Here is a 12,800-nt window from a genome sequence, read left to right as displayed (position 1 = left end):
GAGGGCAGCTGGACAGCGCTTTGGCGAACGCTGTTGCCAGGGGCGCCTGGCGGGTGTTTCGTATCGATCCGGCAAGCTGCACTTTCGATCTGTGGCCAGTGAAGGCACAATGCGCATCCTTTTTTGGCTGGCCTTGCCGGGGGCCTCGAAATGATCAAGACACCGTACTACCTCATCGACAAGCAAAAACTGCTGGCGAACATGCAGAAGATCGCCTACGTGCGCGAGCAGTCCGGGGCCAAGGCCCTGCTGGCGCTCAAGTGTTTCGCCACCTGGTCGGTGTTCGACCTGATGCAGCAGTACATGGACGGCACCACGTCCTCGTCGCTGTACGAGCTCAAACTCGGTCGCCAGAAATTCGTTGGCGAGACCCATGCCTACAGCGTGGCCTGGGCCGACGATGAAATCGAGGAAATGATCGAAAACTGCGACAAGATCATTTTCAACTCCATCAGCCAGCTGCAGCGTCACGCGGAGGCTTGCGCAGACAAAGTGCGCGGTCTGCGGGTCAACCCGCAAGTGAGCAGCTCCGATTACCTGTTGGCCGACCCGGCACGTCCTTTCAGTCGCCTGGGCGAGTGGGACCCGGTCAAGGTCGAGGCGGTGATCGAGCAGATCTCCGGCTTCATGTTCCACAACAACTGCGAGAACGGCGATTTCGGCCTGTTCGATCAGATGCTGGGCACTATCGAGGAACGCTTCGGTCATCTGTTGCATAAGGTCGAGTGGGTCAGCCTGGGCGGCGGTATCCATTTCACCGGTGAGGGCTATGCCCTGGATGCTTTCTGCGCACGCCTCAAGGCGTTCTCCGAAAAGTATGGCGTACAGGTCTACCTGGAACCGGGCGAGGCGGCGATCACCCAGAGCGCTTCGCTGGAAGTCACCGTGCTCGATACCCTTTACAACGGCAAGCATCTGGCCGTCGTGGACAGCTCCATCGAGGCGCACATGCTCGATTTGCTGATCTACCGCCTGAACGCCAAGCTGGCGCCCAGCGAAGGCGAGCATACGTACATGGTTTGCGGCAAGTCGTGCCTGGCCGGAGACATTTTCGGCGAATACCAATTCGATCGTCCGCTGGCCATCGGCGATCGACTGTCGTTCATTGATGCGGCGGGTTACACCATGGTCAAGAAAAACTGGTTCAACGGTTTGAAAATGCCATCCATCGTAGTGAAACAACTCGACGGTACCGTCGAAGTGGTTCGTGAATTTGGGTTCGAAGATTATCTGTCCAGCCTCTCGTAACTGGCGGAAAGGAGAATTGAAAAAATTGAAGAAGAACGTCCTTATCATTGGTGCAGGAGGTGTCGCCAAGGTGGTGGCCCACAAGTGCGCGCAGCACAACGACGAACTCGGTCGTATTGCTATCGCGTCGCGCAACATCTCCAAATGCCAGGCCATCATCGACAGCGTCAAGGCCAAGGGTAGCCTCAAACAACCCGCTGAAATCAAGGCTTTCGCACTGAACGCCCTGGACATCGAGGCGACCAAGGCGCTGATCCGCGAGACCGAATCGCAGATCGTCATCAACGTCGGCTCCGCTTTTCTCAACATGTCGGTGCTGCGTGCCTGCATCGATACCGGCGCGGCCTACCTGGACACCGCCATTCACGAAGAACCGGGCAAGATCTGCGAGACCCCGCCCTGGTATGGCAATTACGAGTGGAAGCACCTCGAAGAATGCCAACAGAAGAACATCACGGCCATTCTCGGCGCGGGTTTCGATCCGGGTGTGGTCAACGCCTACGCGGCGCTGGCACAACAACAGTATTTCGACCAGATCGATTCGATCGACATCCTGGACGTCAACGCCGGTTCCCATGGCAAGTATTTCGCCACCAATTTCGACCCGGAAATCAATTTCCGTGAGTTCACCGGACAAGTATGGAGCTGGCAGAACAGCCAATGGACCAGCAATACGATGTTCGAGGTCAAGCGTACCGATGACCTGCCGGTCGTGGGATCGCAGAATCTCTACCTGACCGGCCACGATGAAGTGCACTCGCTGTCGAAGAACCTCGGCGTGCCCAATGTGCGTTTCTGGATGAGCTTCGGCGAGCACTACATCAATGTCTTCACCGTGCTCAAGAACCTGGGCCTGCTTTCCGAGCAGCCGGTCAAGACAGCCGAAGGGCTGGAAGTCGTGCCGCTGAAAGTGGTCAAGGCCGTGCTGCCTGACCCTAGCTCCCTCGCACCCGGCTATACCGGCAAGACCTGCATCGGTGATCTGGTCAAGGGCACCAAGGACGGTAAGCCGCGCGAAGTGTTCATCTACAACGTGGCTGACCACGAAGAAGCGTACGCGGAAACCGACAGCCAGGGCATTTCCTATACCGCAGGCGTACCGCCGGTGGCCGCCGCCTTGCTGGTTGCCCGTGGCGAGTGGGACGTGCAACGCATGGTCAACGTCGAGGAACTGCCCGCCGAGGCTTTCCTCAAGGCACTGGATGTAATGGGTCTGCCGACCCGCATCAAGGATGAGCACGGAGACCGTCCCTGGAACTGAGGTGCTTGAGATTGCCTGATCAGGCGAATCTCGTTTCTCGTTCCTGGCCGTGAAAAAATGGACCTCTGAAAAGAGGTCCATTTTTTTTGCGTGACCGCAGGGGTCATTGATCCGGAAACGGCAGCGACAGCAACCATTGGCTGAAGGCTTTCAGTGAAGGCAGGTGCTGGTAGCGGGTCGGGTAGGCGAGGAAGTAGCTGCGTCCACTTTCCATCGGTTCGGATACCGTGACCAGCTCGCCACTTTTCAATTCGTCCTGCACCAGAATGTGCGGGATCAGTCCGATGCCGATGCCCGCGGACACTGCCTGGATCAAGTGAGCCGTAAGCTCGAAGCCGGGACCGGATCTCATTTGCCGATGGTCGAGGCCATGGGCGTCGAACCAGTCCGACCAGACGCTGGGCCTTGAAACCACGTTGAGCAGCACCTGCCCGGCAATATCCTCGGGTGACAAAGTGCGGTATCCGGGCAGCGCCGAGGGGCTGGCAATAACCACCAGTTTTTCTGTGAGCAGCTTGTGCGAGATATAGCCGGGCCACTCGCCGGAGCCTGCGCAGATGATCGCGTTCATGTCCTGGGTGGACGCCTGGACGTCTTCGCGGATAATTCTGGAATGGATATGAACCAGTATGCCGGGATGCCTGGCGTAGAACTCATGCATCCGGGGCAGCAGCCATTTCGAACCCAGTGTTGGCAGCACTGCCAGGTTCAAGGGGCCCCCGTCGTTCCGGTACGAAATGGCTTGCAACGTTGCGCTGCGAATGCGCCCCAGCGCTGCTGTCAATTCGTGCTGATAGAGTGCCCCGACCGGCGTCAGTTCGATTCTGCGGCCTTCACGTCTGAAGAGTTCGATGTCGAGTTGTGCCTCCAGGGTTTGAACCTGGCGGCTGACGGCGCTCTGGGTCAATGCCAGTTCTTCGGCGGCCTTGGTGAAACTGCCATGGCGAGCGGCGGCCTCAAAGGCAACCAACAGAGACATCGAAGGCGTCAATCTTCTTGGATTCATTCATAAAGCTCATGCAAAAACGGCAGGAATTACGTTTGTTCCAAGGACGTATAGACGCAAGAATCAGCAAAACCAAATGCGTCCGTTAAGCGTACCGTGTCCCGAGCATGCGTAACGAGAATGCATAGATTAGCTTTTAGCCTGCAGGAATCCCATCATGATTGCCCGGTTAGCGCCTTCTTCCCCCCAGGAAGCGACCTATGACGCTTTTTTAAACGCCCTCGAAAGGGCGGGGTTCCGCGGCGAGATTGCCCGCCACCTTGGCGACCGGACGGTATTGGCAACCGACAACTCCATCTACCAGCGCCTGCCCCAGGCGGCGGTGTTTCCGCTCGATGTAGAAGACGTGCAGTGCCTGTCGCGCCTGGCTGACCAGCCCGAGCACCGTCAGGTGGTGCTCACGCCTCGAGGTGGCGGAACGGGCACTAACGGGCAGTCCCTCACCGATGGTGTGGTGGTCGACCTCTCTCGCCATCTGAACAACATTCTGGACATCAACATCGAAGAGGGCTGGGTCAGGGTGCAGAGTGGCGTGGTCAAGGACCAATTGAACGCGGCGCTCAAACCCCATGGGCTGTTCTTCGCACCTGAACTGTCGACGTCGAATCGCGCGACCATCGGCGGGATGATCAATACCGATGCCAGTGGCCAGGGGAGCTGTACCTACGGCAAGACGCGCGATCACGTCCTAGAGTTGTCGACCGTGCTGCTGGGCGGCGCCTGTTTCACCAGCTCGCCTGTCGATGCGCAGCAATTGTCCGAACTGGCCAGTCGCGGTGATCGGGTGGCGCAAGTCTACCAATGCGCCTTGGACATCGCCGACACCCAGGCTGAGCTGATCGAGACCACCTTCCCGAAACTCAATCGTTGCCTGACGGGCTATGACCTGGCGCACCTGCGTGAACCGGACGGGCGCTTCAATCTCAATAGCGTGCTCTGCGGTTCCGAAGGGTCACTCGGCTTTATCGTCGAGGCAAAACTGAACGTCCTGCCCATCCCCAAATATTCCATCCTGGTGAACGTACGCTACGCGGGATTCATGGATGCCTTGCGAGACGCGAAGGCGCTGATGGGGATGAAGCCGCTGTCGATCGAGACCGTGGACTCCAAGGTCCTGATGTTGGCGATGAACGATATCGTCTGGCACGGTGTCGCGGAGTATTTCCCTGAAGACCCCGCCAGGCCGACGCTGGGAATCAACCTCATTGAATTCAGCGCCGACGATGAAGAGGTTCTCCAGCAGCGTGTCCATGAGTTCGTGCAGCATTTGCAGCGCGATACCTCCGTTGTGCGCCTGGGCCACACGCTGGCCATCGGTGCCGATGCGCTGAAGCGCGTCTATGCGATGCGCAAGCGCGCAGTGGGCTTGTTGGGCAACGTCAAGGGAGAGGCCAGGCCACAGCCGTTCGTCGAAGACACCGCTGTGCCTCCCGAAAACCTGGCGGATTTCATCCTCGAGTTTCGAGCACTCCTGGACAGCCATGGCTTGCAATACGGCATGTTCGGCCACGTCGACGCCGGTGTCTTGCACGTGCGCCCGATCCTGGACATGAAGGATCCTGCCCAGGCGGCCCTGATTCAACCTGTTTCCGATGCGGTCGCGGCCCTGACTCAAAAATACGGTGGGCTGTTGTGGGGGGAACATGGCAAGGGCTTGCGGTCGCAGTATGTGCCGGATTATTTCGGCGACCTGTATCCGTCCTTGCAAGCGTTGAAGGCGGCGTTCGATCCCGGCAATCAACTGAACCCGGGCAAGATCGCCACGCCCGCAACGGTCCCCGATGCTCGACTGACACGGGTCGATGAAGTGCAGTTGCGCGGCGATCTGGATCGTACGATCGACGAGCGCGTCTGGAAAAGCTATGACGCGGCGGTGCATTGCAACGGCAACGGCGCCTGCTACAACTTCGATCCCGATGACGCCATGTGCCCGTCATGGAAGGCCACGCGCAACCGGGTCCACTCGCCGAAAGGCCGGGCGTCGTTGATACGTGAGTGGCTGAGGCGGCAGGGGCTTGAGGGCGTCGATGTCCTCGCTGCAAGCGATCGGTTGCGGTCCGCCGCGCCTTGGAACATTGCCCGCCGCGCGATCAACAGCCTGTCGCATAAGTTGGGCCAGCAGGATTTTTCCCACGAAGTCTATGAGGCGATGGCGGGGTGCCTGGCCTGTAAATCCTGCGCGGGCCAATGCCCGGTCAAGGTGAACGTGCCGGAGTTTCGTTCGCGTTTCCTGGAGTTGTACCACAGCCGGTACCTACGTCCCTTGAAGGACTACCTGATCGGCTCCCTGGAATATACGGTTCCCTACCTCGCCAGGACGCCGCGCCTCTACAATTTCGTCATGAGCGCGCGGCCGGTTCGCTGGTTACTCGAACGGGCGGCCGGGATGGTCGACAGTCCGCTACTCAGTCTGGTGGACTTCACGGCCGCTTGTCGGACATGGGGCGTGGAGGCCGCAACGCCTGAACGTCTGGCCGCGCTGTCAGACGAGCAGCGAGAGAAAAGCGTCATCCTCGTCCAGGACGCCTTCACGCGCTTCTTTGAAACCCCGTTGCTGGTTGACTGGCTGGAATTGATTGCTCGGCTTGGCTACAAGGTCTACCTGGCCCCGTACGCGCCCAATGGCAAGCCGCTCCAGGTCCAGGGTTTCCTCAAGGCGTTCGAAAAGGCCGCCAACTTCAACGGGCAGACGTTGTCGAGCCTGCAGCACTACCGGATCCCATTGGTGGGACTCGATCCGGCGATGACCCTGGTCTATCGACAGGAATACACCAAGGCCGCGGGCGACGTGACGCCTCGGGTGCTGCTCGCGCAAGAGTGGCTGGCCAGCGCAATGCCGCACACGCAGGTCGCGCAGTCGGATGAGCCTTATCAGTTCCTTCCCCATTGCACGGAAAAGACCAACGAGCCAGGCAGTGTCGCGTTGTGGCAGAAGATATTCGAGCGCATGGGACTGGTTCTTCAGGTCCCGGCCAGTGGCTGCTGCGGCATGTCGGGGACCTACGGTCACGAAGCACGCAATGCCACGACATCGGACACGATCTACGGACAGTCCTGGAAACCGCTCATCCAGCGGCTCAACCGGACGGGGCGAGTCGTTGCCGATGGGTATTCCTGCCGTAGCCAGGTCAAGCGCCAGGAGGGCACAACGGTGCTGCACCCCCTGCAGGTCGTGTTGGCACGTGTGAAGGCGCTGTCGGACCTCACCTGACAGGCATCCGATCTCCCGGGGCTGCAATGGCCCCGGGAAACCCCTCGATCGCTTTGTATCTCTGTGTATCAGAACCCCACGTCGATACGGACTGTTTCCAAAACAGGCCGCCGTGACACATCCGCGATACCTCCCCGGCATTAAATGACCCCATCGAGACAGCGCAGGGCCGTCTTGCCTCGGGCAAATCCGTTGGCAAACCGCTTCCAACCGCTCTCACATTTCGAACCGCTACCTGCCGTCCCCAAGGGAGATTCACCATGGCCACGACTCTGTTGAACCCAACCTCCTCACCGCGCCTTCGGCGGCTGCTCGCGCCCTCTGTCCTGGCGATTGCCTTGTTGCAACTGGGCGCCCTGGGGGCTGCCTCGTCGCAAGCGAACGCCGCTGAAGTACCGGCAAGCACCGTCGGCGCCATTACGCCGGGCAGTCACACTTCGTTCGGATCGCTGAAGCATGTAAAGGCGGGGCTACTGGAGGTTTCCTATGCCGAGGTCGGTCCCGTCGACGGGCCGGTGGTGATCCTGCTGCACGGTTGGCCCTACGACATTCACAGTTACACCGACGTGGCGCCGGCACTGGCGGAAAAAGGCTACCGGGTGCTGATTCCGTATGCCCGCGGTTATGGCGATACGCGCTTTCTGTCGGCCAAGACCGTTCGCAACGGCCAGCCCGCCGCGCTCGCCAAGGATCTGATCGACTTCATGGACGCGCTGAACATCAAACAGGCCGTGCTGGGCGGTTATGACTGGGGGGCGCGCACGGCCGACATAGTCGCCGCGTTGTGGCCCGAGCGTGTGAAGGCGCTGGTTGCCGTCAGTGGTTATCTGATCGGCAGTCAGGATGCGGGCAAGGCGCCTTTGCCACCGGCCGCTGAGCTGCAGTGGTGGTATCAGTTCTACTTCGCGACAGAGCGTGGCCGTCTGGGCTATGAGAAAAACACCCATGACTTCGCCAAGTTGATCTGGAAACTGGCTTCGCCCAAGTGGAACTTCGATGACGCCACCTACGACCGAAGCGCTGCCGCTTTGCAGAACCCCGATCATGCCGCCATCACCATTTTCAACTATCGCTGGCGTCTGGGCCTGGTCAAGGGGGAAGCCCGTTACGAGGCCCTGGAGAAAAAACTGGCGACATTCCCGTCCATCGGCGTGCCGACCATCACCCTTGAAGGCGATGCCAACGGGGCGCCGCATCCGCCTGCCGAGGCTTATGCCAAGCGCTTTACCGGCAAATATGAGTATCGCCTGATCAGCGGAGGCATCGGCCACAACCTGCCGCAGGAAGCCCCGCAGGCTTTCGCCCAGGCGGTGATCGACGCCGATCACCTGTGAGCGTCCTTGAAGGGAGAGCAGCGATGAAACACCGATACCTGACCTTGCTGGCCGCCGCCCTGGCGACCTTTGCCGGAGTCGCCCTGGGCGACTCGGGTGACGGCAATGCCTCACCCATCTATGGCGTGAAGCTGCCCGAGGGCTATCGCCAGTGGGCGTTGATCGCACCGGCGCAGGAAGCGGCGCCCCTGAACGAGCTCCGGGCCGTGGTGGGCAATGATCGGGCGGTCAAAGCTTATCAGGCGTCTACGCAGCCGTTCCCGGATGGTACGGTGCTGGTGAAGCTGGCCTGGAAACATGTCCAGTCGCCGGAATTCGAGCCGGCCTCCATTCCCGGCGCGGCCACCACCGTCCAGGTGATGGTCAAGGACTCGAGCAAATACGCATCGACCGGCGGCTGGGGCTTCGGTCGCTTCATCGACGGCAAACCCGCCGACGAGGCCCAGCACCAGACCTGCTTCGCCTGCCACCAGGCGCGCGTGCAGAACCATGATTATGTCTTCACGCGGTGGGCGCCATGACTCGATCGCATGTCGATCAGAGCGATACCCGGCGAAGCCTGCCGCTCAATGGGACGATTCGATTGTCTGGCGTGGGCAACGGCCTTCCGGTCAGGCCCATGCCTTCGCTCACCAGCACGGCGTCCGGCACTACACACAGGTTGGACGGGGTATCGAGGTTCCGTGCGAGCACATTGACCTGGGCTGTCTGCAGATTGCAGCTCAGCAACCGGCCCGAGAACCGGGTGAAGCCGCCATGCCGGACCTCGCCGTTCCAGTCGGGCAGCAGGGGTTGTTGCAGTTGGTCGCAGAGTTCCAGCACCAGCACGTTTCCTGTCGGGCAGAGCGCCACGCCCGTGGGCAGTTGCAAGCCGCTGATCAGCCGCTCGATCTGCCCATTGTCGGGGTGGACCCGAATGACCTGGCCGGCCCGGTCGGCAAAGTCGATGCCCTTGCGGCTCGGGTCGCCGTGCAGTTCGCCGGAGAACAGGCTGATCAGCACCGCGTCTGTCGCCGGTTCGTACACTAGGGTCACGGGGACGGCTTCCTGACCCTGAGCCAGTTCAGGCAACTGGACCAACACGCGTTCGTCCTGTCCGACGGTGAACTCCACCAACTGGTTGGTATCGGGTTTGACGGCCAGCCAACTGCGGCGAGAGGGGTGATAACACAGCGCGTTCAGATTGCCCCGGCTGCGAAATACCGGCTCGGGCGGTGTGTATTGCAGATCCAGCAATTTCGATCCCTCGACGTAGTCGGTCAGGCTGGCGAGGCAACGTCCGTCACCGCAGGCGATGTCCGACAGTCCCATGATTTCATCGCGCAGCATGCGAACCTGCATGTTCATGGCGCGAAAACCGTCCGCCAGGGTTTCGCGGGGCAGGTAGGTGCCGGGCCGGTGGGGGGCTGGGCGCAGTCGACTGATGCGGCCGCTGAAGGCCTGTTCCGGCAGGCCGGAACCGGCTTCCGCCAGCAGCAGGCTGCCATCGGCCTGTACGCAGACACCGCGAGGGTTCAACAAGCCTTCGGCGATGATCGTGCTCGGGCGCAGGTTTTCGCTGGGCTGCGCGGGGATCTGGATAAGCATGGGACTTCTCTCCGTCGTGAAAGGGGCGTGATTACTGCGGCGGTTGCCACGGTTCACCGGTGAGATAGGCCCTGAGCAGCGCCCGCTGGCAGGGTGACATCGAGCGCACCACGGGCATGAACAGGGTGGTGCCTTTGTAGGCGTCCGAGGTCCGGGCGAGAATGGCGTTCTTCGCGCCCATGATTGCGTCGGGCTGGTTCAGCGGGATATAGCGCGACATGGCGGGGAAGGCCAGGTAGTGAAAGCGCAGGACGTTGGGGTACATCAGCGGCCAGGTGATGGTGGTGCCCTTGGGGATGCCGAAATCGGTCTGGGCGTACTTGCGAAAGTTGGTGAAGCAGGCACTGCTCGCAATGCCGTTGGCCGTGCAGGTCAGGGCGACAAAACCCGCCTGGGCGGCGCTGCCCGGTTTGAGGGTGACGGGGAAGCTGACCGATAGCTGGCCGCTGTCGACGGTGAGCGAGTCGGGGAAGTCAAGGAAGTCCCAATATTGCCGATCCGTATACACCGCAGGGGGGGCCGCTTGCAGAGCGATTTCGGTGGGACTGGTCACGGGGCCGCCCAGGTAGCGGACCTGCAGGGTGATCGACAGGCCGTCGGGGTAGTCGTCCAGATAGACGTTGCGTTGGTTGGCATAGACCCGGTACGTGGATTCGATGGCTTGCAGCGTAGTGCCGGCAACGGTGCCAGGTGCGGTGATCGCCAGGGCGCTGTTGCGCAAGGCCTGCTGCTGGTCGAAGGTCGTGGGGATGTCGACGATGCCCCCGTACAGGTAGTAGTCCGATAACCACTGGCTGGTCGGCGGCAGGGTCGCCAGGGTGGTGGTGCCGGCGCTGATGGTGACCGCGCCATAGTTCGCATTGGGCCCGATGGGGCTGGTGATGTCGTCCCGTACCGCTCTGAACGTTTCCTTGGGAATGACGTTCACCATGTCGATGCTCAGGTAGCCGTTGCTGCTGCCCAGTTCGGCATAGCCGGCACCCCCCGTGCCTTGGTTGACCAGTTGCCGGCCGGGTTGGCAGTTCAATGGTTCGTCGGCGAAGGCCGGGGCCAGCGTACCGATCACCCGGCCGATGCTCGGGTTGGGCGTGTACCTGCCGGCGGCATAGTCGGCGTCCAGTTGTTCGGTGGTCATCGTCGGGCACATCTCGAACATGACGAAACGCAGGACGATGCCCGTCGCCCCCGGTGCCTGGATGAGTGCGCGCAGGCCCGCGCTGTTCTGGTTCCAACTGACGATGCTGCTCAGGGGAAAGGTCAGTTGGAAGGTGCCGCTGGCATGGAAGGAGCCCGGCGCATCCATTGTCTTGGGCAGCAGCACACGTCCCGCCACGTCGAAACTGCTGCACACGGTATTGCCGTGGATCAGCAATTGGATATCGCTGTTGCCGCCGATCTGCAGGCCGCCAACGAAGATCTGCGTGGTCGTCGTGCCGGTGGGGTCCAGGTCTACCATCATCGGGCCGGACACCGGTGCCTGGCCGGTGACCGGGTCCACCGAGCCGAGCAGGTACACTGGCTGGCCCACCAGGTCGCCGGTGGTGCTGATGCCCCCCGGTATGCCCTGGGAGCTGATCAGGGCGTTTTGCATGTCGACGACGTGCTGCCCATAGTGATTCCAGCCGCCGGCAGTGTAGTAGTCACCGTTGGGGGCGTTGATCATGTCGTTCAACTGGTCGTCGGTGTAGGACTGGGCACCCGGTGCCAGGGTCGAGGTGGTCAGGTCGAACAGCAGCCACTCGTCGTTGCCGTCGTAAGGAATGGTGGGGGAGTTGTTCGGCAGGCTGACGTCCGTGCGGATACCGCCCCAGAAATTCAGTCGGGGTCCGTTCAGGATGCTCATGATCTATTCCTCGTCCTTGATGGCGTTGACGACAGGCGAATTGGCGAATTTGAACAGATAGGAAAAGTCGGACTTGTACGGGCTCTTGACCGGTGTCGCCATGGAATGGCAATTCATGCAGCTGCTGTTGGGCTGGATATAGCTTTCCATGGTCACGTTGGCCGAGAGCGCCGGTGTCGGCTGGCCCAACGGGTTGCTGGGGTTGTCGGGTATCAGCGGGCGCTGGGTGGTGATGAGCTGGTAATACTTGAGCACGCTTTTTTGCAGGCCAGGATCGGACTGGTAGTTGGCATTGACGCCGTTGGTCACGTCGGCAATCGGGGTGACCCGGTTCAACGGGTTCGGAGTCTGGAACGTGGTGCCGGCCTTGGGCACGCAGACCAGATGCGCACCCTGGGTCTGCCAGTCGCAGGGGGACTGGTTGAGGCTGGCGGCGGGTGCGGCGGCATTGAAGTAGGAATAGGCCGTGCCCGAGGCTGGCTGATCGACCCACTTACCGCCCGACAGCGCCTTGGGCGGCACGTTGTCGACCTGCTCGAAGGTCGACCAGATCCACTGCGGATACCCGTTGACCTTGGTGATGATGTGCAGCCCCACCAGGCCCAGGTACGCCTCGGTGACACCGTTGCGCTTGCCCTGGTCATCGAATGTTGCCACTTGGGCGATCTGGGTCAGGTAGTGGCTGGCGTTGTCGTTGGGGGTGAGGATGCGCCAGCTCGACTTGACCTCGATGACCCCGTTGGGAAAGTCGATGTTGTGCGCCTTGGAGACCACATCGGCGTTGTAGTACTGGTTGTCGACGATGTAGTCATAGGAGGTCTCGTTGGCCGAGATATCGTAGTAGGTCGGGTTGCCGGCCTGGTCGATCAGCCAACCGCCGACGGCCTGGTCGACGGCGTTCACCTGGGTGCTGTTCTTCAGGGCGGCGATGTTGATGATGCCCAGACGCTTGGCTTTTTGCGGGCTATTCCAGGGGCCCGGATTGGCGCCCTGGGGCAGAAAGATTTCTTCCACGGTCTTGTAAGTCTGCCAGACCGTGTAACCGGGGTCCCCGGGTTGCTTGTTGCAATCGGGGTCGCCACGCTGGCCGTCCTGGGCCGGCCAGTTCAAGGCGATGAACATCTGCCAGCTGTATTGATCGAACAAGTCCTGGCTGGCATTGGCGGCAGGCGCCGTGGTGGGGGGCTGGCAATCGAGGGTTGTGGTTGTCTTCGGCATGGCCTGCTGAGACGGTGCCAGGGCGAGCGCGGGCAGGCTGACGACACCGAGTAGCATCGCGGTGAAACCAAGAGAAGTGTTCATGATGAGGC

9 protein-coding genes are annotated in these 12,800 nt (G+C 61.1%); 5 read left to right on the top strand and 4 right to left on the bottom strand.

The features are described 5' to 3' along the window. Positions 1-150 precede the first annotated feature (150 nt). Together LCU97_RS17655 and LCU97_RS17650 are read left to right on the top strand one after the other, a co-directional pair. A complete protein-coding gene (locus LCU97_RS17655) occupies positions 151-1,248 on the top strand; it encodes a carboxynorspermidine decarboxylase (protein ID WP_232777327.1) in 1,098 nt (365 codons plus the stop codon). Between the two features lie 25 nt (positions 1,249-1,273). Continuing rightward, positions 1,274-2,509 carry a saccharopine dehydrogenase family protein gene (locus LCU97_RS17650; protein ID WP_053153919.1) on the top strand — a complete coding sequence of 412 codons (1,236 nt, stop codon included), beginning with the start codon at positions 1,274-1,276 and terminating at the stop codon, positions 2,507-2,509. Positions 2,510-2,612: 103 nt separating this feature from the next. On the opposite strand, the gene LCU97_RS17645 is transcribed toward LCU97_RS17650, so the two are convergent. Next, positions 2,613-3,515, bottom strand: coding sequence for a LysR substrate-binding domain-containing protein (locus LCU97_RS17645; protein WP_232777326.1), 903 nt, complete (start codon positions 3,513-3,515; stop codon positions 2,613-2,615). 157 nt (positions 3,516-3,672) lie between these two features. Between LCU97_RS17645 and ydiJ the strand changes: the two genes are divergently transcribed. The 3 genes from ydiJ (at position 3,673) to LCU97_RS17630 (ending at position 8,581) form a co-directional block, all read left to right on the top strand. Continuing rightward, positions 3,673-6,726, top strand: coding sequence for a D-2-hydroxyglutarate dehydrogenase YdiJ (gene ydiJ / locus LCU97_RS17640; protein WP_232777325.1), 3,054 nt, complete (start codon positions 3,673-3,675; stop codon positions 6,724-6,726). 260 nt (positions 6,727-6,986) lie between these two features. After that, a complete protein-coding gene (locus LCU97_RS17635; protein WP_053153911.1) occupies positions 6,987-8,060 on the top strand; it encodes an alpha/beta fold hydrolase in 1,074 nt (357 codons plus the stop codon). 23 nt (positions 8,061-8,083) lie between these two features. Beyond that, on the top strand, positions 8,084-8,581 hold the full coding sequence (locus tag LCU97_RS17630) for a cytochrome P460 family protein (RefSeq protein ID WP_053153908.1): 498 nt from the start codon (positions 8,084-8,086) through the stop codon (positions 8,579-8,581). Between the two features lie 16 nt (positions 8,582-8,597). On the opposite strand, the gene LCU97_RS17625 is transcribed toward LCU97_RS17630, so the two are convergent. From LCU97_RS17625 to LCU97_RS17615, 3 genes are read right to left on the bottom strand one after another with little or no spacing between them, the layout of a single operon-like run. Beyond that, positions 8,598-9,647 (bottom strand): hypothetical protein, encoded by a 1,050-nt coding sequence (locus LCU97_RS17625; RefSeq protein ID WP_232777324.1) that lies wholly within the window; start codon positions 9,645-9,647, stop codon positions 8,598-8,600. A gap of 31 nt (positions 9,648-9,678) precedes the next feature. Then, entirely contained in the window at positions 9,679-11,490 is a 1,812-nt protein-coding gene (locus LCU97_RS17620) for a hypothetical protein (RefSeq protein WP_232777323.1), read from the bottom strand. Between the two features lie 3 nt (positions 11,491-11,493). Then, a complete protein-coding gene (locus LCU97_RS17615; protein ID WP_232777322.1) occupies positions 11,494-12,792 on the bottom strand; it encodes a hypothetical protein in 1,299 nt (432 codons plus the stop codon). Positions 12,793-12,800 lie beyond the last annotated feature (8 nt).

Source organism: Pseudomonas uvaldensis, from assembly GCF_021271205.1.
GTDB lineage: Bacteria > Pseudomonadota > Gammaproteobacteria > Pseudomonadales > Pseudomonadaceae > Aquipseudomonas > Aquipseudomonas uvaldensis.
Note: the sequence above shows the minus strand (reverse complement) of the source record. Positions and strands in the feature narration are given on the sequence as shown.